Consider the following 26,377-nt stretch of genomic DNA (forward strand, 5'->3'; position numbering starts at 1 on the left):
GGGGAAAAGGAGGTGGAATCGTTGGCGGAAAAGGTGGCCGAACGACTAAGTGCAGCCGAGTCGGCCGCCGAACTTCGTTTTTGTCATGATGAACTGGCGCGTGAACTGCGGCGCTGTTTGACGCTTGAACAAATGGAGCAGCTTGCAAGCGACATCGTTTGTGTGCATGAAGCCATCCTTCGCCGCGCGTTTTTCCTTGCGGAGCGGGAGACGATGAAACAGTCGGTCGGCATTCGTCCCCCGGCGTGGTGCTGGTATGTGATGGGAAGCATCGGCCGGCGTGAGCCGACGATCTGGACGGATCAGGATCACGGCGTTTTATTCGACTGTCCCGAGGAAGTGGAGGCGGATTGTTATGAATTCATCCGCCATATGGCGGCGATTGGGGTGGACATGTTGCATGAGGCTGGGTATCCGTACTGCTCCGGTTACGTGATGGCGACGAACAAGCGGTGGGCGCAGTCGGTCCGCGGTTGGGAGCAACAACTTTCTTCCTATTTCGAAAGCGGGTGGCCGAACGACATTCGTTTTTTGTTGATCGCGATGGATATGCGGCCGCTTTATGGAGACGCCGAACTGGCCGAGGCGGGGAGGCGGACGCTGTTTGCCGAGATCGCTGACCGGCCGCCGCTGTTGGCGCGCATGGGGGAGCACGTTCAATTCCCTCCGGTTCCGCTCGGTTGGCTGGGCAACGTGCAAACGGAGCGATGGGGGCCGCACAGTGGGGCCGTTCATATGAAACAAAGCGGCTACGTGCAACTCGCCAACGCCTTAAAATGGTTAGCCTGTTTTGCGCGAGTCCCAGCGGCGGACACGGCAGAGCGGCGGCGGGCGCTTGAGGCGGCGGGCGTATTGACGGCACCGCTTTCCACCGCCGTTGGCGAGGCGCTGTCTGTTTACTATTCGATTCGTCTCAAGTACAGCACCGAGGCGAGGGATGGTCGTGAATATGTGTTATGGCGGACGCTTGAGCGGACAGAGCAAAAGCAGCTGAAGCAAGCGATGCGCACCGCAAAACGGTTGCAGCGCTTTGTCGCCCGGCAGGTGGCTCGCATTCATGCATGAGCGGCACCGTTTTTGGCAGCGGGCGCTCCGCTTGTTGTCGCTTGGCATCCCTCGTGAAGCATCGTCCGCCCTATTCGGCAACGATCATTCGCTGCAGCAGGAAATGTGGCTGCGCTCGCTGCAAAAGGAAAAACAGCACATCATCAATTGGCATGACCGTTTGACTGACATCCCGTTTGTCATCATCGATATGGAAACGACCGGCTTTTCCCCGGAGCAAGGCGATGAAATTTTGGCCATGGCGGCAGCGAAAACGGTCGGAGGAGCCGTGACCGATATGTACATGACGCTCGTCAAGCCGGAAAAGCCGATCCCGCAACACATCTCCGCCTTGACCGGCATTGAGGCGAAGGATGTGGTGTTCGCTCCGCCGCTTGCCGAGGCGCTGCGCACGTTTGTGCCGTTTATTGCCACAGGCGTTTTAGTCGGCTATCATATCGGCCATGATTTGGCGTTTTTGCGCCATGCCCTTTGGCGCCATTATCGGCAAAAATGGAGCGGACGATTTCTTGACTTGCAGCCGATGATGACGCTGATCGGCCATTCGTGCCCGACGTTTGACGATGCGTTAGCTTGTTACGGCATCCGTTGCCCGCGCCGCCATACGGCCGACGGCGATGTCGAAGCGATGACGAAGCTATGGGCGATTTTGCTTAAGGAGCTTCACGGGCGCGGCATCGATACGTTGCACGATTTGTACGCGGCGCTCAGCCGCCACTGACGCTCCTAGGCAGGGCAGAGGGCTGGAAGGTTGGTGGAGAATGGTCATTGTTCGCCAAGCGATCGAGTTCGCCGTGAACAAAGAGTTGATTTTACAGGATCAATGTCGTTTTGGCCTAGGGCATCGGCTGAACGAAAAAAAGCGCCAAGTTTGGCGCTTTTTTTGCTGGTATTAGAGCGGTTTGGTCGGCGTCGGTTCGGCGTAGCCTTCTTTATATTTTTGATCGATCATATGCCGAATGTCTTTGATCGATTTCCCTTGATCGTAAGCGGCGATCGATTCGGCGGCGATCTCCAAGCAGACGCCGCATTTGGTCGCATGATCATCCCAGACGACCGAGCCGTCTTGTTTATTTTCATAGACGAAGCAGTCGTAATTGTTCTTATGGCCAGCTGATTGCCCGCAGCCGCAATAGCAAGGGATATTCTCAAGCAGCTCGCGGTGTTCGGCCGCCTGCTGGTACAAAACCGCCATCTCTTCTTCAAACGCGCTCAAAAAGCTTGGCAAATGCTCGATCGATTTTGTTGTTTCGCGAATATCGCCAGTAGCTGTTTTCGTTATATGCGAATGGCTTTGTTCTTGGCTGTTGCCATCTGCGCAGCCTGACAGAAGAACGCTAAACGACAACATACATGCCGCCATCCATACTGGACGTCTCAAATTTCTTCTTCCTTTCTTTTTGGTCGTTTCCTGGCTCGGTTATTGACAGTTTGAATGTATCATACTTTGTCTTGGGCGGCAACCATCTTGTAGCTAGGCGCGCTGCGCTCACCATTCCGGCATAAAAATGGCTGATCAAGGCAAGTGCGTTTTCAATAAGAAAAAAGAAGACGATGCAAAGGAAGAAGAGGCTTTGCATCGTCTTTCACTGCATTACTGGCCTTGCAGAAAATATTTTTCAATATCATCCAACATCAAGTGGGCCGCAAGTACTCCGCCAGCCGTGTTCCAAATCGTGTCGCTCACTTTGTACACTTTGCCTTGTTTCGCGACGTTTAAGTTTTGAAAGAGCGGGTCGTTGATCCATTCTTTTTCGATTTCGCTCGCTTTGCCGTCGCCGGTTTCATATGTAAAGTAGAACAAGATATCGCCATCCATGGCTGGGATGCGTTCTTTTGTCACGCCGGTTTCCGCAAAGTCGTTTACGTTTTGCGATTCCGGGCGGGCGAAGCCGAGTTGGTCTAAAATGACGCCGGAGAACGAGTCTTTATGGTAAATGCGCACATCGCCGGCCATAAAGCGGACGATCGATACTTTCATCTTCAGCTTATCGCCAAGTTTCGCTTTTAAGTCTTCGATGCGCTTGTCGTATTCAGCGATGACTTGCTTTCCTTTCTCTTCTTTGTTCACGGCTTTTGCATAGAGCATGAAGTTGTCTTTCCAGTTGCCGCGCAGCGTTTCTGAGAACACGGTCGGGGCGATTTGTTTCAGTTGCTCGTAAATTTTTTCATGGCGCATTTTGTTTCCGATGATTAAGTCTGGTTTTAACGCGGCGATCGCTTCCACGTTTGGCTCCGATTCGAGACCGAGCTCTTTGACGCCATCCATTTGGTCTTTAATGTGGTCGTACCACGGATCGCCCGTCCACGATTTGACCGCGCCGACCGGCTTCACGCCTAGCGCGAGCAGCGCTTCCGTTCCTTCGTTCGTTAAAATGACGACCCGTTTTGGCGTCCCTTTGATTTCTGTTGTTTCCATGGCGTGTTCGACCGTATAGCTTCCTTCAGATTTCGGTTCCTTGTTTTCCGCCGGCTCGGCCGTTTCTTCCTGTTTTCCGCCGCAGCCGGCAAGAAGAAGGAGAGAAAGGATGAAGGCGGACAGAAGAGTGAGATGTTTCCGTTTCACAGAGAAACCCCCCTTTATTGTTGATAATGAGTTTCATTTACGCTAATATCATAAATAACAGCGATAATCATTGTCAATAAAAAATGAAAAAATCATGAGAATATCATAAAAAGATGGTGAAAAATATTGACGATGAGAGTCATTATCAAATAGACTTAACGTATAGATATAGAATGAATGAAGCAAGGGAGATCGCGGGAGAATGTTCGCAACAAACCGTCAAAAAATGATTGGCCTCATCGGTTTGCTGATAGTGCTGCTTGCCGCCATGTGGATGAGCATCGTTTGTGGATATACCGACACGAGTTGGCGGCAGGCGGTGGCGGCTCTTATCGACAATGATGGATCGAACGCCCATTTAGTCGTGGCGACGGTTCGGCTGCCGCGAGCGTTGATTGCGGCAGTCGTTGGCGCAAGCCTAGCGATGGCCGGGGCGCTCATGCAAGCGCTGACGCGAAACCCGCTCGCTTCGCCAGGCATTTTTGGCATTAACGCCGGGGCCGGTTTTTTCATTGTTGTGATGGTCACCTTTTTTTCCATTTCTTCATTGCAAATGTTGTCATGGATCGCGTTTATTGGGGCGGCGGCCGCGGCGGCGATCGTGTTTGTGATCAGCGCCGCAGGGAAAGACGGGCTGACACCGCTGAAGATGACGCTTGCCGGCACAGCAGTCGCTGCCTTATTTGCCTCGCTGACGCAAGGAATGTTGGCGATGAACGAAAAGGCGCTCGAAGAAGTGCTCTTTTGGTTGGCTGGGTCAGTCGCTGGACGAAAGCTGGAGCTGTTGGCCGCCGTTTTTCCATATTTGGCTGCCGCTTGGCTTGGGGCCATGTTGCTGGCGCGCCATGTCAACATCTTAATGATGGGAGACGATGTAGCGAAAGGACTCGGGCAGCGGACGAATGTGATCAAGGCTGCTGCCGCCCTGTTAGTCGTGCTGCTTGCTGGCGGTTCGGTCGCTGTGGCCGGCCCGATCGGCTTTGTCGGCATCATGGTGCCGCATATGGCGCGGGCGTTGGCCGGCGTTGACCACCGCTGGCTGCTTCCATACTGCGCCTTGCTCGGTGGAATTTTGCTTTTGGCTGCTGATATTGGGGCGCGTTACGTGCTCATGCCGCGCGAAGTGCCGGTCGGCATCGTCACGGCGTTGATCGGCGTTCCGTTTTTCGTCTACATTGCCCGCAGGGGGATCACCGCAAAATGAAAAAACACGTCACGGTTCGGATGGGAAACTATGTATCGTTTTTGTATGACAAAAAAGCTGCCGTCGTGATCACCGCGCTCGGGGCGGCGGCGATTCTGCTTTTTCTCGTCAGCATCGGCAGCGGGGAGATGCGCATTTCGCCGTTTGAAGCGGCCGCTGCGCTGCTCGGATACGGGGAGGAAATGCATCAGACGGTCATTTTGACGTTCCGCCTGCCGCGCGTGTTGGTTGCCTGGCTGGCCGGAATGGCGCTTGCGGCCGCGGGCGCGATTTTGCAAGGGATGGTGCGCAATCCGCTTGCTTCGCCGGATGTGCTCGGCATCACCGGCGGGGCGGCGGCCGCGGTCGTCGCTTTTTTGGCGCTGTTTAGCGATGAAAACAACTCCCTCACCGTCAGCATCCACTGGCTGCCGCTTGCCGCCTTTCTCGGCGCTGCGGCCGCTGCTTGGTTCGTGTATATGCTCGCGTGGAAAAACGGTCTCGCCCCGCTTCGGCTTGTGCTGATCGGCATTGGCATTTCCGCGCTCATGCAGGCAGTGACGACGCTGCTCATGATCGTCGGGCCGATTTACCGGGCGAGCCAGGCGAACGTTTGGATCACCGGCAGCGTATATGGCGCATCTTGGCAGCACGTTTCGCTCATGGCGCCATTGGTCATTGGGCTGCTCCTTATGGCCATGCTCGCAGCCCGACACGTCAATGTGCAGGAGTTAGGAGGCGAGCTGGCGGTTGGGCTTGGCAGTGCAGTCGAACGGCAGCGGCTCGGGCTTGTGCTGCTGAGCACCGCGCTCACCGGGGGGGCGGTGGCGTTTGCCGGCGGCATCGGGTTTGTCGGGCTGATGGCGCCGCATATGGCACGCCGGCTTGTTGGTTCGGCGTTTGGTGCGCTGCTTCCGACGGCGGCGCTGTTAGGCGGCGTGCTCGTCATGGGGGCGGATCTCGCCGGGCGGATGCTTTTGGCGCCGACGGAAATCCCGGCCGGCGTATTTACGGCCGCACTTGGTGCGCCATATTTTATTTATTTGTTGTACCGAACCCGGAAACCATAAATGAAGGAGGGGGCAAACATGCACGCGCTGCAGGCGAAAGAATTGACATTGTCGTACGGGGATGCGCTCATTATCGATCGGTTGAACTTGACGATTCCAAAAGGGAAAATCACGGTGTTCATCGGCGCGAACGGCTGCGGCAAGTCGACGTTGCTGCGCGCCTTGGCTCGTCTGTTGAAGCCGGCAGGCGGCGCTGTCTTGCTTGATGGAAAAGAGATTGCCAAGCAGCCGACCAAGGAAATCGCCCGCCGTTTGGCCATTTTGCCGCAGTCGCCTGTGGCTCCGGAAGGATTGACGGTCCTTCAGCTCGTCAAGCAAGGGCGTTACCCATATCAAACGTGGCTCAAGCAATGGAGCGACGAAGATGAGCGCGCCGTTGCGCGCGCTTTGTCAGCAACAGGACTGACAGAGCTTGCCGAGCGGCCGATTGATTCGCTGTCCGGCGGCCAGCGCCAGCGCGCATGGATTGCCATGACGCTGGCGCAAGAAACGGACATCATCTTGCTTGACGAGCCGACCACTTACTTAGATTTGGCGCATCAAATTGATATTTTGGATTTATTGTTCGAACTCAATGCAACAGAACAGCGGACGATCGTCATGGTGCTTCACGATTTAAATTTGGCGTGCCGCTATGCGCATCATCTCGTCGCCATTCGCAACAAAACGGTGTACGCCGAAGGGAAGCCGGAGGATGTCATTTCCCGCCAGCTCGTGAAAGATGTGTTCCAAATGGACTGTCAAATTACGTACGATCCGCTCTTTGGCACTCCGCTTTGCATTCCGTACGGCAAAGGGCGGCGCATCCTACAGAAAGAAGGCGTATCGTGATGAGGTTAAGTGAAGAAGAAGTGAAAGCGTTGGAAACGTACCGTTTTTCGAGCGAAGCTGCTGATGTCTCGTCATCGATGTTGTTGGCCCGGCTGCTGAATGATGACGGGCAGCTCGCGAAGTATGTGGCGCACGTCCGCGCCGAGATGGGGGCGGCAAACGACGCGGTTGCCGCTTCGATGCTCGTCAAGCGCCTAAGCTTTTTGGCGCCGATGGCCTTATACGCCATGTCGGTGTGGAACAAGCGGCTTGTGCTCGATCCTGAGCGAATTTGGCTTGATACGGACGGCGAAGGGGAAATGTGGATGCCGCGCTTTCGCCTTGCGCCGCCGGAAGCGGAGATGTGCGGCATTGAGCGCAGCGGTTGGCGCGAGCAGGCCGTTCGCGACGTGTTCGCCGGCTTGTTCGCTCCGCTCATCGTCCGGTTGCGGCGCCTGACGCGTGTATCGCCGCTCATCTTATGGGAAAATGTCGCGATTTATGTGTACTGGGTATATGAACGTTGGCTTGAGGATGAGTCGCTTGCCCCGGTCGCCGACCGGCTGCGCGATGATTTTTATTTCCTTGTTTATGACGCAGACGGCCGCCTGTTTGGCCAAAAAGACAATCCGCTCCGTCGCTTTTGGAAAGGCGCGAGCGGCATGCAGCGGACAACGTGCTGCCTATACGTGCAAACCAACGGGGGGACATGCTGCCAAACGTGCCCACTCAAAGCCCGCCAGCGGCAAACCGGATGACCGGGAGGCCGCCGGTGGGCAGTTTCATGTTTTTGACAAAATGTTTGCGAAATTTGTTGATTTTTGCCGGTATTTTCGTGAAAATGGAAGTGTGGACATCGCTTATTTTGGTGAAACGGCGAGGTAGCAATTGCATGGACAAATATACGGCCTTTTTCCATCACTTCACAGAAGCAGTGGTCATCTTGAATTTGCAAGGCGTGATCATTTACAACAATCCGGCTTTTGCCGGCTTGGCGCTGAGTGAAGAAGAACAGAGGACGCTGTCCGTCGAAGGACGGGCGTTGGTTGAACGGGTGAAACAGCGCCCGGCTGCCTTTCGCTGGGAGTTGCTTGGCGGCTTATTGGTTGCGGGGGTGTCGCCGATCATTGACGAAAACGGACAGGCGGCAGCCGTCTTATGCGTCCTGCGCCGTCAAGCGGAAGAGAGCGGGCTGCAGGAGCGGCTGGCCGAAGCGGAAAGGCGCTTGCAGCTGATCGTCGAACATTCGAGCGATTATGTATTGATTTTTTCCCGCCACGGTGAGTTGGCGTACATTCCGCCGTCGTGGAAACACAAAACGGATGAGCGCCATCCGATAACGTACAAAGATGTGCTGGCGTTTGTCCATCCGGATGATGCACCGGCGGTGGCGCAAAAACTGGCTGAGCTGTACGATACATATGAAACGCAAGCTGCAGAGTTTCGCAAACAAGGGGAGCAGGGCGAATGGATTTGGGTCGAAGCGCAAGGGAAGGCGATTCTCGACGAGGCAGGGGCATTGGATTGCGTCATTGTAACCGTGAAAAACATCAGCGAGCGGAAACGGTATGAAGAGAAGCTCTGTCAGCTTGCCTACTTCGATTCGCTTACCGGCATCGCCAACCGCAGCTATTTCGAGCGGCATATTCATGAGCTGATCGCGAGTCAGACGCCGTTTGCCCTTTGCTATTTGGATTTTGACAAATTCAAATGGATCAACGATCATTTTTCCCATCAAGCCGGCGATTACTTTTTGCGCGAGGCGGTCAAGCGCGTCGAGCGGGCGTTGCGTCCCGGCGACTTTTTTGCCCGCATCGGCGGTGATGAGTTTGTTCTCTTGTTGCCGAACATAACGAAAACAGAGATGACCGCCTTGGCGGAGCGGCTTGTCAGTTCGTTTCACGAGCCGTTTTATTACGACAAACAGCTCATCCAATCGACCTTATCGATTGGCATCGCTTTTTTCCCGAAAGACAGCGATCGGATCGAGCAAGTGATGAAATACGCTGATCAAGCGTTGTACGAAGTGAAAGAGCGGGGGCGGAACGGCTATGCCTTTTACCGGCCGACCGAGCATCGGCAGGCGGTGATCGAGCAAGATTTGCCGTTTGCCGTTATGCGCGGGCAGTTTTATTTATGCTATCAGCCGAAAGTGAGGCTTGCCAAAGGCCGGGCAATGGGGGTTGAGGCGCTGTTGCGCTGGCGCCACCCGGCGCTTGGCGACATTCCGCCGCTCGATTTCATTCCGTTGGCGGAGGAAAGCGGGTTTATTTTTGAAATTACATTATGGGTGTTGGAACAGGCGTCCCGTCAAGTGAAAGAGTGGGAAAGAAAATCTCCGGGCCTCAAGCTTGCCGTCAACTTGTCGCCGTTTTTGCTCAATCGTCCGGAGCTCATCGAGCATGTGAAGCGCATTTTGCGCGAGACGGGGCTAGCGCCTGATCGACTCATTTTAGAGGTGACAGAAAGCGGGCTGATGGAAAACATTGAGACAGGAAGACACATTTTAACCGAACTGCAGCGACTTGGCGTACAGGCGGCGATCGATGACTTTGGCACCGGTTTCTCTTCGCTCGCGTATATCCGCAATTTGCCGGTGTCGCTGTTGAAAATTGATCGCAGTTTTATTCAAGGCATTGCGGAAAATTCGAAAGATGCGACGATTGTCGATACGATCATTCATTTAGCCAAAAGTTTGGATATTGAAGTGTTGGCGGAGGGAGTCGAGACGGAGTCGCAAGTGGCGCTTCTGTCGCAAATGGATTGCGACTACGCGCAAGGATTTTATTTCAGCCGTTCGCTTGAAGCGGAAAAGCTGCAACAATGGCTAGAAGAACACAACCGCAACGCTTGCGGCGAACCGCCGGCGTAGCCGATCATTTCCGTTCATTCTTTTCCTCGTTTTGCCGCACACTAACATTGAGCATGGGCAAAGAGGAGGAAAAGAAGATGGAATTTGTGCCAAGAAGCGTCGTGATCGACGAGTTTATCGACACGCTTGAGCCGATGATGGAAGCGTATGGCCTCGACCAAGTCGGCATTTTTGAAGCGCATGGTGAAGGCAATCGCTATTATATCGGTTATACGATCAACAAAGACGACGAGATGATCACCATTCACATGCCGTTTGTCAAAAACGAACGCGGTGAACTGGCGCTTGAGAAGCAGGAATGGACCGTTCGAAAAGACGGTCGGGAGAAAAAAGGCTTTCATTCGCTGCAAGAGGCGATGAAAGAAATCATCCATTAACAAGCAGGCGGCCCAGCTCGGCCGCTTTTTTGGCTGACGGAAGGGGAGAGGAGCATGATTGCGGAACTCCGCATAGCAGATGAAAAAATGGCCGCTATGGTGCTGCGCCTGCAGCGGCGCGCGTATGCGATCGAGGCACAGCTCATCGGCAGCACAGCGCTCCCGCCGCTTCACGATACGATCGCTTCTCTGCAACGATGCGGCGAGCGCTTTTTCGGCTATTGTCAAGGCGGGCGGCTCGTTGGGGCGATCGCCTATGAGCGAAGCGGCCCGACGCTTCACCTTTGCCGGCTGATGGTCGATCCAGATTGTTTCCGCCAAGGGATCGCCAGTGCGTTGCTTGCCTTTGTCATCAAGCAAGAGCCATCGGCATGCGAAATGGTTGTAACGACCGGCAGCGGCAACACGCCGGCCATTCGTTTTTACAAACGTCATGGGTTTCAAGTGATTGAGGAGAGGGAGACGCCGGAAGGAATCAGACTGACAAAGCTTGTGAAAAGGAATATCAAAAGCTGAACATTACTTGTGTCGAGGCGCTAGGTCCGGCGGCCGCGTTGCCAACGGCATTCAAGCGGCAGTGGAAACGGACAATAGCGAATCGGCTGCACTTCGTCTGTAGTAGATTGATAGAGGGGAGACGTACGGAAGGATATGACGACAACATTGTATTTAACAAGACATGGGGAAACAAAGTGGAACGTCGAAAAGCGGATGCAAGGCTGGCAAGACTCGCCGCTCACGGAAAAAGGGCGGCAAGACGCCATGCGGCTTGGAAAGCGGCTTGAAGCGGTGGAATTGGCCGCGATTTACACAAGCACAAGCGGCCGGGCGCTGGAAACGGCCGAGCTCGTCCGCGGCGGGCGGCTCATTCCGATCTATCAAGACGAGCGACTGCGCGAGATTCGTCTTGGCGATTGGGAAGGCAAGACGCATGACGAGATCCGGGAAATGGATCCGATCGCGTTCGACCATTTTTGGAACGCCCCCCATCTGTACGCTCCAAGGCGAGGCGAGCGGTTTTGCGACGTGCAACAGCGGGCGCTTGAAGCGGTGCGGCGCATCATCGAGCGGCACGAGGGAGAAACGGTGTTAATCGTCACCCACGGCGTCGTGCTGAAAACGCTTATGGCGGCGTTCAAGGGCGCGCCGCTTGACCAGCTGTGGGCGCCGCCGTATATGTACGGCACGAGCGTGACGATTGTGGAGGTGAATGCGGACGTGTTTCGCCTGGTTGTGGAAGGCGATGTTTCCCATCTAGAAGAAGTCAAGGAAGTATAGATAGGGAAGAAGGATGGAGAATTGGAGGCGGCGCTGTTTCTTCGGTTCATCGCCATAATATGCGCTTGGCCAATCGGATCGGTTTCTTTCGCCATCATGCAACCTCATTCATGATTCAAGAAATGGATGAAAGACATGAGTGGGCGCCTTCCAGTACAACGTTTGGTGAAGAACTGCTTTTTCTTATCAAGTCTAGTTGTCCAAAAAAACAGCCCCGTTTCCCTCGATCGGGAAGCGGGGCTGCGCCGTTTATACGAGCCCGAGCCATCTCGCCAGCTGTGCGGTCGTAAAGGTGACCGCAATGGCAATCGCTGTCGGCAAGGCAAAGGCGACGAACGTCCATTTTGCGCTTTTCGTTTCTTTGTAAATGTTGACGAGCGTCGTGCCGCATGGGTAGTGAAGCAGGGAAAACAGCATCATATTAAGGGCGGTGAGCCACGTCCAGCCGTGGTCGAGCAAAAGTTGTTTAAGAGAATGCAGACCATCGGCTTCGATGAGCGCCCCCGCGGATAAATAGCCCATCAGCAAAATCGGCACGACAATTTCATTGGCTGGCAAGCCTAAAATGAACGCCATCAAAATGTAGCCATCCAATCCCAATGATTGGGCAAATGGGTCAAGCCAGTGGGCGAAAGCGGCCAGCGCGGTTGTGTCGCCGATATGAAGATTGGCGAGAATCCATGTGATTACGCCGGCTGGCGCCGCAACCGTTACCGCCCGTTTCAGCACATAAAGTGATTTGTCGAGGGTGGCCCGGATGATCGTCTCCATGATTTTCGGGCGTCGGTACGGCGGCAGCTCCAGCGTGTAATGGGTCGGAATGCCGCGCAAGGCCGTCTTGGATAAGACCCATGAAACGGTCAACGTGACGACGATGCCAAACAACACCATGGCGACGACCACACCTGCTGTCACGAACGTGTTCCATCCACCTGTATAGCCGGCTGCCATAAATAAGGAAGAAAGCAAAATCAGCGTTGGCCAACGTCCGTTGCACGGGACGAAGTTGTTCGTCAAAATCGCAAGCATCCGCTCGCGCGGCGATTCGATAATGCGCGTCGACATGATGGCCGCCGCGTTGCAGCCGAAGCCCATGGCCATCGTCAGCGATTGTTTGCCATGCGCTCCCGCTTTTTGAAACAAGCGATCCATGTTGAAGGCGACACGGGGCAAGTAGCCGTAGTTTTCGAGCAACGCGAATACGGGAAAGAAAATGGCCATCGGCGGCAGCATCACGCTGACGACCCAAGCCGTGCCGCGGTATAGGCCAAGTACAATGAGGCCGTGCAACCAGTCGGGGGCGTGAATCGCTTGAAAGGCCATGGTGAGATACGTTTCGATCGTTCCGAACAAGCGGGCGAGCGAATCGGAAAAGACGTTGGCGCCGGCGATCGTCATGTAAAGGACAGCGGCGAGAAGCGCCAGCATAATCGGAAATCCCCACCGCTTCGACGTGACGATCCGGTCAATTTGTTCCGTTCGATCGCGTTTTGCGGCCGCTGTATGCGTGACACATTCTTGAGAAAGCGCAGCGGACGTTTGGAAAATGGCAGAAACGATCTGTTCACGCGTGTCAGCCGGTGCTAATGACTTGGCTTCTTTCATTAGCTGGTCAAACTGATTTGACAGATCCGCAGCAGGCATACGCGTTCCCCTCCTTGATCAATCGTTGCGGCGGTTGTTTCAGCGCTTGAAGCAGCGATGTATCGCCGTCAAGGAGACGAAGAGCGATCCAGCGAGCAGGATGCGTGTCACCCATCAGTTCCTTGACAAGGGGCAAGAGCTTGGCAATGCCTCGTTCGATTTCCGGACTGTACCGGATGGAAAGCGGGGTGGTGTGAATGCGGCCATGCGCCATGGCATCCACCGCATCAAGCAGTGCATCGATTCCTTCCCGGTTGCGGGCCGAAATCGGCACGACCGGCACACCGAGTTTGGCGGCTAATTTTTTTGTATTGATATGAATGCCTTTCTTTTTCGCTTCATCCATTAAATTGATAGCGATAATGACGCGGTCGGTCATTTCCAATACTTGAAGCGCTAGATTCAAGTTGCGTTCTAATGCCGTCGCATCGACGACAACGACCGTGACGTCAGGACGTTGAAACAGAAGAAAATCGCGCGCCACCTCTTCATCGGCTGAATTGGAATAGAGCGAATACGTTCCCGGCAAGTCGACGATCCGGTACAACGTGCCGCGGTGGCGGCATTCTCCTTCCGCATGAGTGACCGTTTTCCCGGGCCAGTTGCCGGTATGTTGGCGCAGGCCCGTTAAGACATTGAACAACGTGCTTTTGCCGGTGTTCGGATTTCCCATTAGGGCAACTGTATACGTCCTATCAGTCATGGTGAATCTTCTCCCCGTAAATATAGTCGCTTTCTTCTTTCCTTAATGCGATCGTCGTTCCACAAACGCGATAGGCGGTCGGGTCGCCAAGCGGGCTTCTTTGTCCAACCTTCACTTCCCCGCCGGGTACAAATCCCAAATCAAGCAACCGCCTTTTTAACACAGGATCAGGAACATCAACCTTTTCGATGCGAAAGCGATCACCCGGTTTCGTATCGGAGAGGCGGCAGTGTTTTGCTTTTGCCATAAAAGTTTCCCTCCGGTTAATATTTTTTGTTAAGGACATTTTTTTGGATTAGACCAACTTTTGAATTTATCATATTCCAGTTGCCTCGCTGTTGTCAACCCATTTGCTTCTTCTTTTTCTGACAGAGTTGTCGAACCGACAACTATTCAAAACAGTAGGAAATCATGTTATCATATGAATAGTCTGAACAAACTATTGGCAGAAAGGCGGTGACGGCGTCCATTGACGCACGATGAAATGAAAGCGATTACGGAAGGGACGATTCTTTGGCAGCCGACGGAGGAACAAATCAAAAACTCCAACCTTTATCGATATATGGAGTGGTTGAGAGAACAGAAAGGGCTCTCCTTCTCTTCGTACCGCGAGCTATGGACATGGTCAGTTGAGCATCTTGAAGAATTTTGGGAAACGGTTTGGGAATATTGTGGTGTTCAGGCGGCAACGCCATATGAGTGCGTGCTGCGGGAGCGGAAGATGCCAGGGGCGGAATGGTTTCCAGGCGCTGCGCTCAACTATGTGAAACATATTTTCCGGCATGCGCGCGCCGACCGCCCGGCCATCATTTTCCGTTCAGAGCGCGTGCCGTACCGGGAAGTGTCATGGCAGGAGCTCAGCGAAAAAACGGCGGCGATCGCCAAAGCATTGCGAGCGATGGGAGTGAAGCGCGGCGATCGCGTCGTCGCGTATATGCCGAATATCCCCGAGACAGTGATGGCGTTTTTGGCGTGCGCCTCGATCGGCGCCATTTGGTCCAGTTGCTCGCCGGATTTTGGCGCCGGCAGCGTCATTGACCGGTTCGCGCAAATCGAGCCGACCGTGTTGTTTGCGGTCGACGGCTGCCAATACAACGGCAAAGAATTTGACAAAATGCCGGTCGTATCCGAATTGCGCGCCAAGTTGCCGTCATTGAAAAAGACCGTGCTGCTTCCGTATTGGCGAGGGCAGATGGAGGCTCCGGATGAGGGCGTTGTGCTGTGGGATGATGTCGTGGCGGACAAGGCGGAGCTCGTCTATGAAGGCGTTCCGTTTCGTCATCCGCTTTGGATTTTGTATTCCTCGGGAACGACCGGCTTGCCGAAGCCGATTGTCCAGGGGCATGGCGGCATTTTGCTTGAGCATTTAAAAGCGCTCACGATTTCCGAAAACTTGACGAAAGACAGCACGTTTTTCTGGTTTACGACGACTGGATGGATGATGTGGAACTTTTTGATCGGCGGGTTGCTGGCCGGGTCGACCATCGTGCTTTATGACGGCAGTCCGACGCACCCAGACGGCAATGTCTTATGGGATCTTGCCGAGAAAGCAGGCATCACCCATTTCGGCACGAGCGCGGCATTTATCAACATCTGCATGAAGCTCGGCCTGAAGCCAAAAGAGCAATATGACTTGTCAAAGCTCGAGGCCGTGCTCTCGACCGGTTCGCCGCTGACGGTCGAAGGGTTCGCATGGGTGTATGAAAACGTCAAGGACGATATTTGCCTCGCGTCATGCAGCGGGGGAACGGATGTGTGCACCGCGTTTGTCGTCGGCTCCCCCATTTTGCCGGTGCGCGCCGGCGTCCTCTCGTGCCGCGCGTTGGGCGCGGATGTGCAGGCGTTTGACGAAAACGGCCGGCCGCTTGTCAATGAAGTCGGTGAACTTGTCATCACAAAACCAATGCCGTCGATGCCGCTCTTTTTCTGGAACGATCCAGACGGCGAACGGTATCGGAACAGCTATTTTGACACGTACCCGGGCGTCTGGAAGCACGGCGACTGGATTAAAATTGACGAACAAGGGGGATGCGTCATTTACGGACGCTCCGACTCGACGATCAACCGTGCCGGCGTCCGCATGGGCACGAGCGAAATTTACCGTGCGGTCGAAGCGGTCGACGGGGTGTTCGAAAGCCTCATTGTCGATTTGGAAATGATGGGCAAGCAGTCGTTTATGCCGCTGTTTGTCGTCCTCAAGCCGGGCGCGGTGCTCGATGACGAGCTGAAAGAGCGCATCCGCCAATCGATTCGGCAGCACGTCTCGCCGCGCTTTGTTCCAGATGAAATTTACGAGGTGAAGCAAATTCCGAAAACGCTAAACGGCAAGAAAATGGAGATTCCGATCCGCAAGCTGCTCCTTGGCTTCCCGCTCGAAAAGGCGGTCAACCCAGGCTCGATGGCCAATCCGGAGGCGCTCGACTTTTTCCGCGAGCTGGCGAAGACGCTGGCGGCAAAGACGCAGACAAGCTGAAATGCGAAAGGTTGTTATTAAGTGACGATGCTTAATAACAACCTTTCTATGTATTAGTGAATTATAAATAGAGGAGTCGGGGGCATGGAAGAAAGCAAGCGGACTAGGCTAGTTTGGAAATCCATCGGTGATTGAGGAGCGGACGACGGTGAAAGAGATGTTGGGGCGATGAGACGAGACGGTGTCCGTTTTCATGATGAGAAAGTCCGGAAGATCTGTTTAGGAGAACCTTCCGGGCTTCATTTGCGGCGACGATGATTCGGAGTTTTAGTATGACGTAAGCAGGAGGATGTTGTTTGATGATGGCTATGTTCACACAGGATATGGAACAAGCGTTCAACGTCGAAGAGATCAACGAGATGGAGCGGACTGACGTCTAGTACATATTGAGCGCCGTCTTGACCCGCCTGATCTCCTTTTTGTTTTCGAACAGCTCTTCAACTAAAATGTTTTGGCCGTTGGCGACATCGGTGATCCGTTTGTCCATGTCGGCCACTTGCTGGCTTAATTGGTTGAGTTGTTCATTCGTTTGTTGCACTTGTTTGGCGAGCTGGTCGACTTGCTCATGAGTTTGCTGTACTTGGTGATTCAGCTGCTGCACTTGGCTGTTAAGGTGTTGGACTTGTTGGCCCAGTTGCTGCACTTGCTCGTTTGTTTGTTGCACCTGTTGACCGAGCTGTTGCACTTGCTCGTTTGTTTGTTGCACCTGTTGGCCCAGTTGCTGCACTTGTCCGTTCGTTTGTTGCAGCTGCTCGGCAAGTTCTTTAATGGCTTGCCAAATCATTTCATTTGTAATATCCCCCATTCGACAATCTCCTTTCTCGTTCGATTCTCTCTCTATTATACATGACGAAAGATGGGAACGATAGAGAAAAGATGGCGAAATGTTTTTCTTTGCGGCGCGCCCCCTCGATGTGATATAACAAAAGAATGTCAACAGTACACTATTGGAGGATGGGCACTGTGATTCGTGTCAGCCATTTGCATAAATCGTTCCGCGTCCATCGCCGCGATGCGGGATGGCTTGAGGCGGTGCGTCATTTATGGCGGCGCGACTATCGCGTCATTGAGGCGGTGAAGGACGTTTCGTTTACGATTGAGAAAGGGGAAATCGTCGGCTTTTTAGGGCCAAACGGGGCGGGGAAAACGACGACGATGAAAATGTTGGCCGGCCTCTTGCATCCGACGTCAGGGGAGATCACGGTCGGCGGGTTTGTGCCGTTTGAGCAAAAGCCGGAGTTTAAAAAAATGATGAGCTTGGTGATGGGGCAAAAAAGCCAGCTCATTTGGGACATTCCGCCAATGGAGACGTTTTTGGTCAATAAAGCGATTTATGACATCGACGATCGGTCGTTCCGCCAGACGCTTGAGGAATTGACGGAACTGCTCGACTTGGCCCCGCTTCTTGATAAGCCGACGCGCAGTCTGTCGCTTGGCCAGCGGATGCGCTGCGAGCTGGCAGCGGCGCTGTTGCATCGGCCGCACGTGTTGTTTTTGGACGAACCGACGATCGGGCTGGACGTTCATACACAAGAAAACGTGCGCCGTTTTATCGTGGACTACAATCGCGAGCATGAGACGACGATTTTGTTGACGTCGCACTATATGGGCGATGTCGCGGCGCTTTGCGACCGGGTGATGATCATTAACTACGGGCGATTGATTTACGATGGGGAGCTGTCGGTGCTGACGGAGAAGCTGGCGCCGTACAAGCGATTGGAAGTCCGGTTTTCACGAGTTCCGGACATGGATTGGGGAGAGTATGGCGAAGTGGCGGAAATCGAAGAAGGAACAGTCGTATTGCGGGTGGCGCGCGAGAAGGCGGCGGGGACAGCAGCGCGGTTATTGGAACGGTTTGATGTCCGCGACATCAATATTGAAGACCCGCCGCTTGAGGAAGTGATTACGCGCGCGTTTTGGGAGGAACACGTATGATTCGCAAATATATCGCCCTATTGCGGATGAAATACATCGAAATGCTTGCGTATCGGCTTGCGACGTTCGTCTGGATGACGGGCGCCATCACGCAGCCGCTCATTACGATGTTTGTCTGGATGAACATTCATCCGGAAGAGAGCGAGTCGTTTCTGTTCTATTTTATGGCGGTCATTTTTGTCGAGCGGATGACGAGCGCGTGGGATGTATGGGAGCTGGACCGTGAAATTCGCGAAGGGACGTTTTCGAATTTGCTGCTTAGGCCGCTTCACCCGATCCATTGGGCGATCGCGGAAAACATCGTTTACAAATGGCTGTTTGCCGTCATTTTAGTGCCGGTTTGGCTGGCGGGGGCGGTGTTTTGGCCTGCGCTTCGCCCGCATATGACGGCAGGGCAAGCGGTGCTGTTTTTGGCGGCGGTCGTATTGGGTGCGGCGCTTCGGTTTTTGTTGAGCTACTCGTGCGGGCTGCTCGCGTTTTGGGTCACAAAGGTGGCGGCGGTGTACGGGGTGATCGATGTGATGTCGCTGTTTTTGTCAGGGCGAATCGCGCCGCTTGAGTTTTTGCCGCCGGCGCTTCGCGAATGGAGCGAGTGGCTGCCGTTTCGCTATATGATCAGTTTCCCGATTGAAATCGCCACCGGGGCGGCAGGCGGCGGAGAAATAATGCGCGGTTTTGCGATTGCGGCGGGGTGGATGATGGCGCTGATTGGTGCTTTGCAATGGCTGTGGAAAGCGGGGATGAGAAAAAATCAGGCGGTAGGTGGATGAACATGCGGCGATACGGGCGGGTGTTCCGCGAGTTTTTCCGCGCTTGTTTGGTTGAGGAATTGGAATATCGAAGTGAATTTTTCGGCAATTTCATCGCCAGCTTTTTTGGCCTCGGCATCGCCCTGCTTACGATCCATATCTTTTTTTATCAGACGGACCGGTTAGGCGGCTGGACGTATGGGGAAGTGCTTGTGCTGCTCGGCGTCTTTAATACGCTGCGCGGATTCATTGACTTTGCGCTCCGCCCGAACATGCCGCGTTTGCTTGAGCATGTCCGGCGCGGCACGCTCGATTATATTTTGACGAAACCGGTCGACAGCATGTTTTACGTCAGCTTCCGCCATCTTGTCTTTTGGCGGCTGATCGATGTAGCGCTTGGCCTCGGCGTCATCGGCTACGGCTTGTATGTCGAACGCTACGTGCCGTCGGCGGCGGACGTGCTGATGTTTTTGATCGTGATGGTTGCTTCGCTTTTGCTTATTTATTCGTTATGGATGATGCTTATGACGACGTCGTTTTGGGTGGTGCGCATTGATGATTTGTCGTTTATTTTCGATTCGTTTTTTGACACGGCCCGCTTCCCCGGCAGCATGTACCGGGGCGCAGTGCGATGGGTGATTACATACATCTTGCCGGCGGTGTTGATCACCAATACGCCGGCTTTGGCGCTGCTTGGAAAATGGCGCATCCCGACAGCGCTGGCGGCTTTGGCTGCGGCCATTCTCTTTTTATGGCTGGCCCGTCGCTTTTGGCGGTTTGCCTTGCGCTTTTACACCGGGGCGGGCGGGTGAGGAAACGGCTCCTTAGACAGGGGCTTTTTTCTTTTGTCATGGTGATTTCGCCAGGGAATCAGCGGCGCGTATATCGACCCATGCCGTCCGATTCGCTTCTGGCCGCCATGAATAATGGAAAAGCGTTTCAGTGCTGATGACCTGTGCGTTCGGTCGACTGTCTCTTTCTTTGCATTGGCTTAGGATGTCTCCTTTCGCCGACGGCTCCCAGATCCATTTTTTCCATATTGATGGTTGGATGGCGGAGAGAATGGACACGGAGAAGGGGGAGGATGACTGTTTCTTTGCTTTCATATTCGTTGACTTTTACGTAAACGTCAATTAAAATAAAATTCAGAATATTGATTCTAGAAAAGGGATGGCCATGCACTATTTCACCATTTCCGATTTGGCGCAAGAGTTTGATGTGAGCACACGGACGATCCGCTATTATGAAGAACGCGGATTGCTCTCCCCAATCCGGACCGAGTCAGGGCAGCGGCTGTATACGAAAAAGGAGCGGGCGAAACTCAAGCTCATTTTGCGCGGCAAACGGTTCGGCTTTTCGCTTGACGAAATTCATGAGATGATTGCGCTGTTTGATGAGGATCGCACGGGGAAGAAACAGCTTGAAAAAACGGTCGAATACGGGCGGCGGAAATTGAAGGAGGTGAGCGAGCGGATCGAGGATTTGCTTCAGCTGAAGGCGGAGATGGAAGCGCTTAATCTCTCGCGCGTCTGCAATGCGGTTGCTTCCGTCGGCATCATGAAGCGGGCGCTTGAAGAGGCGAAACAATACGCCGAGCGGCGCACGGCCTTTGGCCATGTGTTGACGAATTACCCGATGGTGCGCGGGACGCTCGCCAATTTGACAGCGAGACAGGAAGTGGAAACGAGCGCCTGCTTTGACATGATCGCCTTGTTTGACCGCGTCATGGCTGCGCCGCATGAAGCGAGCGAGGCGGAGAAAGCATGGCTCAGGCTTTTGATCGCACTTCTTAAAATGCGCACCGCCGAAGAGGCGATTGCCTTTAGCCATGAGGCGATTGAACTGCACGGCGGCAACGGGTATATTGAAGATTTTGTTACGCCACGCCTGTTGCGCGATGCGCAAGTGCTGACGGTTTGGGAGGGGACGGCGAACATTTTGGCGCTCGAGGTGCTGCGTTTGATGCGCAAATACCGCATTCACGAGCGGTTCATCGCGGAGATGAAGGAGCGGCTTGAGCGGTTGACGGCTAAGGTTAAGCCGCTTGCCCGCCCGGCTGAAGAAGGGTTGAAGGAGTTGGTGGCCGCGCTCGCCCGTCTTGGCGGCCAAGCGGATGAGGTGCAGACGTTCCACGCGAAAGCGATTGCCAATCGGATGTGTGATCTGTATTTGAGCATCATCGCCCTTGAACGCGGGCAAGAAGACGAACGGAACAGGTTGATCGCTGAGCTGTTTTTGCGCCATGTTTGGGAGCGCGGGCTCGTCGATGAACGCATGACGTCGGTGCGCGAGTTTGACTTGATCGTCAGATGTAAAGGAGCGTCTGTGCCGCTCGCGCATTCGTAAGTTGGCGGCATGAAGCGGGCCATGGGCGAAAGGGATGTTCGTTTTTGGCGGACATCTCTTTTTTTGACTGCCAAATGAGCAATTCAACAAGTAGGATGAAAGAAAGGAAGGGGAAAACGGACATGGAAGTGGTGCGCACGCCGCGCCGGACAAAACGGCGCGTTTGGATTTCTGCGGCCATTGGCGTTGTCATTTTGGGGTTGCTCGCCTGCGTCGGTTTGTCCGTTTATGTCGGCTGGCAGCTGACGCATAAACCGCGCGAGCCGGTTACCATGACGCCGAAAGACTATGGCATGGCGTATGAAAGTGCGACATTTACAAGCAAAGATGGGAAAACGGCGCTCGAAGGCTGGATCATTCCGCCTAAAGGAGCGGCGAAGATGACGGTCATTTTTGCCCATGGGTATGCCGGCAACCGGATTCAGAAAAACGTGCCGTTTTTGCCGCTCGCCAAGCGGCTTGTTGACGACGGATACCGCGTCATCTTGTTCGACTTTCGCGCGAGCGGCGAGTCGGAAGGCGATATGATTACGATCGGCGTCAAAGAGAAAGACGATCTGCTTGGCGTCATTGATTACGCGAAAAAGCACTTCGATGAGCCCATTGCCCTGTATGGTGTTTCAATGGGGGCGGCGACATCGATTTTGGCGGCGGCAGAGGACCAGGATGTGCGCGGGGTGATTGCCGACAGCCCGTTCAGCGACCTCGAATCATATTTGCGCGCCAATATGCCGGTGTGGACGCACTTGCCGAACGTGCCGTTTACGTATTTGATTTTGGCGATCATTCCGGCGCTGGCTGATTTGGATTTGGGCGTGTCTTCGCCCATCCATGCGGTCGATCGTGTCGCGCCGAGGCCGATTTTGTTCATCCACAGCAAAAACGACCGTTCGATTCCGTATGAAGAAAGCGTAAAACTGTACAAAACCCATCCGGATGTGTTTCAGCTATGGCTGACGGACAAAGCGGATCATGTGAAAAGTTTTTCTCTCTACAGCGATGAGTATGTAGAAAGAGTGTCGGCGTTTTTGCGCTCATTGGTAAAAACTTCTTCGTAAGGCGGCTGCGATTCGTGTTCGGCCGCTTTTTGTATTATAATGGAAGAAATAGAGAATGAAGATGGCATTGATCAACGAATCGAGGAGTGAATGCCATGTGCGGTCGGTTTACGTTGACAGTTGATTTGGAAACATTGCGGGCGTTGTTTCGTTTCCGTTATCAAGGTTCGCTTGCGCCTCGGTTCAACATCGCCCCGAGCCAGGAGGTGTTGACGGTCATTGTGGAAGAAGGGGAGCGAATCGGCAAAATGATGCGCTGGGGGCTTGTGCCGTTTTGGGCGAAAGATGATCGCATCGGTGTCAAAATGATCAACGCCCGGGCGGAAACAGTCGATGAGAAGGCGAGTTTTCACCATGCGTTCAAGCGGCGGCGCTGTTTGATTTTAGCCGATGGATTTTATGAGTGGAAAAAAGAGGGATCGAAAAAAGTGCCGTATCGGTTTACGCTTGCAACGGATGCGCCGTTTGGGTTTGCCGGTCTGTGGGAGCGCTGGGAGGGAGCGAGCGGGCCGCTTGAGACGTGCACGATCATGACGACGAGGGCGAACGAGCTCATCGCCCCCATTCACGATCGGATGCCGGTCATATTGCCTCCCGAGCAGCATGAAGACTGGCTGGATCCGCGTTTAGACGACAGCGAGTATTTGAAATCGTTGCTGCGTCCGTATCCGAGCAGCGAGATGCGCATGTACGAAGTGGCGCCGCTGGTCAACTCGCCGAAAAACGACGTGATCGCCTGCATCGAGCCGGTCGACAGCCGGTCAATGGAGGGAACGTGATGCATCCTGTCATCTTATTTGATGGCGATTGCCTGTTTTGCCATGCGAGCGCACACTGGATCGCCGCCCGCGACCGCCAGGCGGTGTTCCGCTTTGCGGCGCAACAGAGCGCCGTTGGTCAAGCATTGTTAGCCAAGCAGGAGATGTCAGCGGGAGACAGCGTCGTCCTCATCGAGAACGGGTGCTGTTATGTAAAATCTGATGCTGTCCTGCGCATCGGACGACATCTGGCCTGGCCGTGGAATTGGCTGGCAGCCGTCGGGTTTCTCGTTCCGCGGCTGTTGCGCGATCATATGTATGATCAGATTGCGAAACGTCGGCATCGTCTCGCACCGAAGCACGATCATTGCCAGTTGCCGCCTCCTGAACTGCGGGCTCGTTTTCTTGATGAATTGCCGCGGTAAAGAAGGAAAATATGTTTGTTTGTCGTATTGAAAAGAGAAAGAAATAAGGGAGGGGAAATGGCATGGCGAACGAAACAAAACGGTGGCTCGAACAATGCACGGCTGCGGCGCTTGAGCAGTTCGCCGATGATTTGGCAGTCGAAGCAGAACAAAGCGAGGAAGAAGCCCGCCGTCGATTTTACGAAGGCATGGCAGTAGCAGCCAAGCTCGTGGCATTGCGGTGGGAGGGAAAATGCGCGTACATCGACGACGATTTGGTCGACAATGTGTATGAAGCGATTGCCGTCTTTTCTCTTGAAAAGCTGGAGGAAGAGTTGACGGGTGAAACGCAAACCGATCCCAACGAGCGCTGTTCGTTTTGCCTGAAAGAAAAGCCAAGGCTGGCCAAAGGTCCGCTGGCGGCCATTTGCGATGATTGCCTGCAGTTTGGGCTGCAAGTGATCACCAAGCAATCATGACGGAGGCGGCGGTCATCGCGAAGGCGATGGCCGCCGTTTTTCCGCATAGAAGATAAGCGGGCCGGACAGGGCGAGGAGTGCGATGACAAAAGCGATGACGCCGCTCCAATGGAAATGCGTCCAGACGCAGCCGCCGGCTGTTCCGGCAAGGCTTGACCCTAAATAATAGAAAAGAAGATACAAGGAAGACGCCTGCGCCTTATAGACGTGCGCCTGTTCGCCGATCCAGGCGCTGGCGATGGAGTGGCAGCCGAAAAAGCCAAACGTAAACAGCGCCAAACCGGCTATTTTCACGAGCACGGACGGAGCGAGCGTGGCGAGCGCCCCGATCGCCGTCAAAGCGACCGACAAACGCAAGGTGCAGGCGTGGCCGCGAAGATCCGCCCGCCGTCCCATATAGACAGAGCCGATGCCGCCAAATATGTAAACGATAAACAAAAAGCCGAGCACGGATTGTCGGAATGAATACGGAGGCTCGCTCAGCAAAAAGCCGATGTAATTGTACAGCGTCACAAACCCGCCGAAAAAGAGCGATATGCTTGCTTTCAGATAGGTGATGCTTCCCTTTTCGATGTATGTCAAGGTCGGTCGCCTCTTTTTTTCGAGTGAACGAAGACTGAACATTTCTACTTTCTACTATACTGCTTTTCCCGATTGATCGTCTACAAAAAGAAACACCCGCCGCCCGCAAGGCGGCAGATGTTGGTGAGATTTGAATTTGTCCGAGTCAATGCCCATCGGGGCGGTCGGTGCAACGATGGCCTCTAAAAGATCTAAGTGGTATTCTTTTGCGAAGTTTCCTGGTAAAATTGTACAATTTATATGTATGGGAAGAACAATCGAAAGGGGCAACGTATATGATTCCGATCGTAACGGCTGAGGAAATGTACGCCATTGACCGGGAAGTGACGGAGCGGATCGGCATCAGCGCTGACTCGTTGATGGAAAACGCCGGACAGGCGCTGTTTTGGGCGCTGAAGAAGCGGATTCCGCCCGCTGCCAAGGTGGCGGTGCTCGCGGGCACGGGCAACAACGGCGGCGATGGGTTCGTCATCGCGCGCATGTTGAAAAGTTATGGCTATGAAACCGATGTCTGGCTCGTTCCGCCAAAGGAAAAGGTGAAAGGGGCGGCGCGCACGGCGCTTGAGGTGTACGAGCGGTCCGGTTATGCATGGATCGCTTATGAAGGAAAAGAGCGGGAGTTGGCGGCGCTCTTGCCGCATTATGACATCATCATTGACGCCTTGCTTGGCATCGGCGTCAAAGGGGACGTACGTCCGCCATATAAGGAAATCATCGAGCAAGTGAACCGTTCGCCGGCGGTCGTTTATGCGATTGACGTGCCGAGCGGGGTGCCGGCGGACGGTGGGGAAGCCGGCATGGCGGTCCGCGCTGATGCGACACTGACGGTGCAATGCCCGAAACTTGGGGCGTACACGTTCCCGGCGGCCGATTATTACGGAGAGCTCACCGTCGTGGATATCGGCATTCCGCCGGCGGCGGTGCAGGCGAAGGCGGCTGCTCGGTTTTTGTGGGAAAAGAGCGATGTGGTGCGGACGATGCCGAAGCGAACACGGTCATCGCATAAAGGAACGTACGGCAAGCTGCTCATTGTCGGCGGGTCCAAGGCGATGGCCGGCGCGGTGACACTCGCCGCGAAGGCGGCGCTTCGCAGCGGGGCGGGGCTGGTGACGATCGCCGTTCCGGAAGCGATGTATGAGGCGGTCGCCAACCGCGTGCCGGAGGCGATGTGTCGATTATGGCCGGCCGAGGGCGGCGCGTTTGCCGGCGCGGCCGATTGGGACGGGCTTGAGATCGATGCGATCGCGGTCGGCCCAGGGATGGGCCGGACGGAAGGGGTTCGCCGCTTGGTCAATGAGCTTGTGCGCCAGCCGGTGCCGCTTGTCATCGACGCCGATGCCTTGTTTTTTTGGGGCGACTACGCCGAGCTGGTGCGCGAACGGAGCGCGCCGACGGTGATCACGCCGCATCCGGGGGAAATGGCGCGCCTCCTTCGCCGCCCGGTCAGCGAGGTGGAACGCGACCGGTTTGGCGTGTCGAAGCGGCTGGCGATGGAATATGGCGTCTATGTCGTGTTGAAAGGGCCGTATACGATTGTGACAGCGCCGGACGGGGCGCAATATGTAAACGCGACCGGCAATCCGGCCTTGGCGAAAGGCGGGAGCGGCGACGTGTTGACGGGCATCGTGGCGGCGTTTTTGCTGCAGCACGAGGCGGTGCAGCCGGCGGTGAGCAATGCAGTGTTCGTGCATGGAAAGGCTGCTGATTGGCTTGTTCAACACGGTCATTCGTCCTGGGATGTATTGGCGTCGGACGTTGTGGATGCCTTGCCGGCTGTGCTCACTTCGCTGACGTGATCAACCGGCCCATTGAAAGGGACAATGGGGGATGAACACGATTCCTGCCGGTTTGCGATGACCGGCTGGCGTATGGGCTGTGTCAACTACCCCCACTTAGCTAACGCTTGAAGTGGGGGCTTGCAACTCTCCAGAAGTACAAGCGGACTTCGTCCTCCTTCCTTGACTTGGGGTTGCATCAGGGCAGGTTGACAACTACCCAACGACGCAGGTCATGCCTGCATCGTTA

27 protein-coding genes are annotated in these 26,377 nt (G+C 54.7%); 20 read left to right on the top strand and 7 right to left on the bottom strand.

The annotated features are described in order from the left end of the window. Positions 1 to 12: 12 nt before the first annotated feature. Together CV945_RS07665 and CV945_RS07670 are read left to right on the top strand one after the other, a co-directional pair. Positions 13 to 1,065 carry a putative nucleotidyltransferase substrate binding domain-containing protein gene (locus CV945_RS07665; RefSeq protein ID WP_047818254.1) on the top strand — a complete coding sequence of 351 codons (1,053 nt, stop codon included), beginning with the start codon at positions 13 to 15 and terminating at the stop codon, positions 1,063 to 1,065. Next, a complete protein-coding gene (locus CV945_RS07670; protein ID WP_050368609.1) occupies positions 1,058 to 1,786 on the top strand; it encodes a 3'-5' exonuclease in 729 nt (242 codons plus the stop codon). The genes CV945_RS07665 and CV945_RS07670 overlap by 8 nt, the downstream gene beginning before the upstream one ends. Positions 1,787 to 1,957: 171 nt before the next feature. On the opposite strand, the gene CV945_RS07675 is transcribed toward CV945_RS07670, so the two are convergent. Beyond that, entirely contained in the window at positions 1,958 to 2,428 is a 471-nt protein-coding gene (locus CV945_RS07675; RefSeq protein WP_369806429.1) for a PCYCGC motif-containing (lipo)protein, read from the bottom strand. 231 nt (positions 2,429 to 2,659) lie between these two features. Continuing rightward, on the bottom strand, positions 2,660 to 3,631 hold the full coding sequence (locus CV945_RS07680) for an ABC transporter substrate-binding protein (RefSeq protein ID WP_033008723.1): 972 nt from the start codon (positions 3,629 to 3,631) through the stop codon (positions 2,660 to 2,662). A 202-nt stretch (positions 3,632 to 3,833) separates the two neighbouring features. Between CV945_RS07680 and CV945_RS07685 the strand changes: the two genes are divergently transcribed. The 8 genes from CV945_RS07685 (at position 3,834) to CV945_RS07720 (ending at position 11,221) form a co-directional block, all read left to right on the top strand. Then, the gene (locus tag CV945_RS07685) at positions 3,834 to 4,835 is read left to right on the top strand and encodes a FecCD family ABC transporter permease (protein ID WP_100659502.1); all 1,002 of its coding nucleotides are present in this window, start codon (positions 3,834 to 3,836) and stop codon (positions 4,833 to 4,835) included. After that, the gene (locus CV945_RS07690) at positions 4,832 to 5,884 is read left to right on the top strand and encodes a FecCD family ABC transporter permease (protein ID WP_100659503.1); all 1,053 of its coding nucleotides are present in this window, start codon (positions 4,832 to 4,834) and stop codon (positions 5,882 to 5,884) included. Before CV945_RS07685 ends, CV945_RS07690 begins: the two co-directional genes overlap by 4 nt. Positions 5,885 to 5,902: 18 nt before the next feature. Next, on the top strand, positions 5,903 to 6,715 hold the full coding sequence (locus CV945_RS07695; protein ID WP_100659504.1) for an ABC transporter ATP-binding protein: 813 nt from the start codon (positions 5,903 to 5,905) through the stop codon (positions 6,713 to 6,715). Further along, positions 6,715 to 7,452, top strand: a complete 738-nt coding sequence (locus tag CV945_RS07700) for an IucA/IucC family C-terminal-domain containing protein (protein WP_044743913.1) — start codon at positions 6,715 to 6,717, stop codon at positions 7,450 to 7,452. The genes CV945_RS07695 and CV945_RS07700 overlap by 1 nt, the downstream gene beginning before the upstream one ends. Before the next feature lie 134 nt (positions 7,453 to 7,586). Then, positions 7,587 to 9,566 carry a putative bifunctional diguanylate cyclase/phosphodiesterase gene (locus tag CV945_RS07705; protein WP_100659517.1) on the top strand — a complete coding sequence of 660 codons (1,980 nt, stop codon included), beginning with the start codon at positions 7,587 to 7,589 and terminating at the stop codon, positions 9,564 to 9,566. 77 nt (positions 9,567 to 9,643) lie between these two features. Next, positions 9,644 to 9,943 carry a DUF5634 family protein gene (locus tag CV945_RS07710; protein ID WP_100659505.1) on the top strand — a complete coding sequence of 100 codons (300 nt, stop codon included), beginning with the start codon at positions 9,644 to 9,646 and terminating at the stop codon, positions 9,941 to 9,943. A 54-nt stretch (positions 9,944 to 9,997) separates the two neighbouring features. Further along, positions 9,998 to 10,459: a GNAT family N-acetyltransferase gene (locus CV945_RS07715; protein WP_100659506.1), complete on the top strand. Its 462-nt coding sequence runs from the start codon at positions 9,998 to 10,000 to the stop codon at positions 10,457 to 10,459. A gap of 135 nt (positions 10,460 to 10,594) precedes the next feature. Next, positions 10,595 to 11,221, top strand: a complete 627-nt coding sequence (locus tag CV945_RS07720) for a histidine phosphatase family protein (protein WP_100659507.1) — start codon at positions 10,595 to 10,597, stop codon at positions 11,219 to 11,221. Between the two features lie 249 nt (positions 11,222 to 11,470). Here CV945_RS07720 and CV945_RS07725 read toward each other — a convergent pair whose 3' ends face one another. Genes CV945_RS07725 through CV945_RS07735 form a run of 3 tightly spaced genes read right to left on the bottom strand, consistent with a single transcriptional unit; the run spans position 11,471 to position 13,815 of the window. Further along, the gene (locus CV945_RS07725) at positions 11,471 to 12,865 is read right to left on the bottom strand and encodes a nucleoside recognition domain-containing protein (RefSeq protein ID WP_094238593.1); all 1,395 of its coding nucleotides are present in this window, start codon (positions 12,863 to 12,865) and stop codon (positions 11,471 to 11,473) included. Then, entirely contained in the window at positions 12,834 to 13,568 is a 735-nt protein-coding gene (locus tag CV945_RS07730; RefSeq protein ID WP_100659508.1) for a FeoB small GTPase domain-containing protein, read from the bottom strand. Before CV945_RS07730 ends, CV945_RS07725 begins: the two co-directional genes overlap by 32 nt. Continuing rightward, entirely contained in the window at positions 13,561 to 13,815 is a 255-nt protein-coding gene (locus CV945_RS07735) for a FeoA family protein (protein ID WP_044744400.1), read from the bottom strand. The genes CV945_RS07730 and CV945_RS07735 overlap by 8 nt, the downstream gene beginning before the upstream one ends. 237 nt (positions 13,816 to 14,052) lie before the next feature. On the opposite strand from CV945_RS07735, the gene CV945_RS07740 reads away from it, so the two are divergent. Continuing rightward, positions 14,053 to 16,041 carry an acetoacetate--CoA ligase gene (locus tag CV945_RS07740; protein ID WP_198518489.1) on the top strand — a complete coding sequence of 663 codons (1,989 nt, stop codon included), beginning with the start codon at positions 14,053 to 14,055 and terminating at the stop codon, positions 16,039 to 16,041. 376 nt (positions 16,042 to 16,417) lie between these two features. On the opposite strand, the gene CV945_RS07745 is transcribed toward CV945_RS07740, so the two are convergent. Next, positions 16,418 to 16,846: a hypothetical protein gene (locus CV945_RS07745; protein WP_033016597.1), complete on the bottom strand. Its 429-nt coding sequence runs from the start codon at positions 16,844 to 16,846 to the stop codon at positions 16,418 to 16,420. Positions 16,847 to 17,004: 158 nt separating this feature from the next. Between CV945_RS07745 and CV945_RS07750 the strand changes: the two genes are divergently transcribed. The 8 genes from CV945_RS07750 to CV945_RS07790 all read left to right on the top strand — a co-directional run bounded on the left by CV945_RS07750 (position 17,005) and on the right by CV945_RS07790 (position 23,770). Then, positions 17,005 to 17,976, top strand: a complete 972-nt coding sequence (locus tag CV945_RS07750; RefSeq protein WP_063330227.1) for an ABC transporter ATP-binding protein — start codon at positions 17,005 to 17,007, stop codon at positions 17,974 to 17,976. Then, the gene (locus CV945_RS07755; RefSeq protein WP_100659510.1) at positions 17,973 to 18,746 is read left to right on the top strand and encodes an ABC transporter permease; all 774 of its coding nucleotides are present in this window, start codon (positions 17,973 to 17,975) and stop codon (positions 18,744 to 18,746) included. Before CV945_RS07750 ends, CV945_RS07755 begins: the two co-directional genes overlap by 4 nt. Positions 18,747 to 18,748: 2 nt before the next feature. Beyond that, a complete protein-coding gene (locus CV945_RS07760; protein WP_100659511.1) occupies positions 18,749 to 19,537 on the top strand; it encodes an ABC transporter permease in 789 nt (262 codons plus the stop codon). Positions 19,538 to 19,901: 364 nt separating this feature from the next. Beyond that, entirely contained in the window at positions 19,902 to 21,071 is a 1,170-nt protein-coding gene (locus CV945_RS07770; protein WP_082825829.1) for an acyl-CoA dehydrogenase family protein, read from the top strand. A 122-nt stretch (positions 21,072 to 21,193) separates the two neighbouring features. Next, a complete protein-coding gene (locus CV945_RS07775) occupies positions 21,194 to 22,129 on the top strand; it encodes an alpha/beta hydrolase (RefSeq protein ID WP_063330230.1) in 936 nt (311 codons plus the stop codon). 95 nt (positions 22,130 to 22,224) lie between these two features. After that, positions 22,225 to 22,908 (top strand): SOS response-associated peptidase, encoded by a 684-nt coding sequence (locus CV945_RS07780; protein ID WP_011230990.1) that lies wholly within the window; start codon positions 22,225 to 22,227, stop codon positions 22,906 to 22,908. Continuing rightward, positions 22,908 to 23,312, top strand: coding sequence for a thiol-disulfide oxidoreductase DCC family protein (locus CV945_RS07785; RefSeq protein ID WP_100659512.1), 405 nt, complete (start codon positions 22,908 to 22,910; stop codon positions 23,310 to 23,312). Before CV945_RS07780 ends, CV945_RS07785 begins: the two co-directional genes overlap by 1 nt. A 62-nt stretch (positions 23,313 to 23,374) precedes the next feature. Continuing rightward, positions 23,375 to 23,770 carry a hypothetical protein gene (locus tag CV945_RS07790; protein WP_100659513.1) on the top strand — a complete coding sequence of 132 codons (396 nt, stop codon included), beginning with the start codon at positions 23,375 to 23,377 and terminating at the stop codon, positions 23,768 to 23,770. 12 nt (positions 23,771 to 23,782) lie between these two features. On the opposite strand, the gene CV945_RS07795 is transcribed toward CV945_RS07790, so the two are convergent. After that, positions 23,783 to 24,352, bottom strand: a complete 570-nt coding sequence (locus CV945_RS07795) for an MFS transporter (protein WP_232722058.1) — start codon at positions 24,350 to 24,352, stop codon at positions 23,783 to 23,785. Positions 24,353 to 24,627: 275 nt separating this feature from the next. Between CV945_RS07795 and CV945_RS07805 the strand changes: the two genes are divergently transcribed. Continuing rightward, the gene (locus CV945_RS07805; RefSeq protein WP_100659515.1) at positions 24,628 to 26,148 is read left to right on the top strand and encodes an NAD(P)H-hydrate dehydratase; all 1,521 of its coding nucleotides are present in this window, start codon (positions 24,628 to 24,630) and stop codon (positions 26,146 to 26,148) included. Positions 26,149 to 26,377: the final 229 nt, after the last annotated feature.

This window comes from Geobacillus sp. Manikaran-105, from assembly GCF_002809955.1.
GTDB classification, from domain to species: Bacteria; Bacillota; Bacilli; order Bacillales; family Anoxybacillaceae; genus Geobacillus; species Geobacillus thermophilus.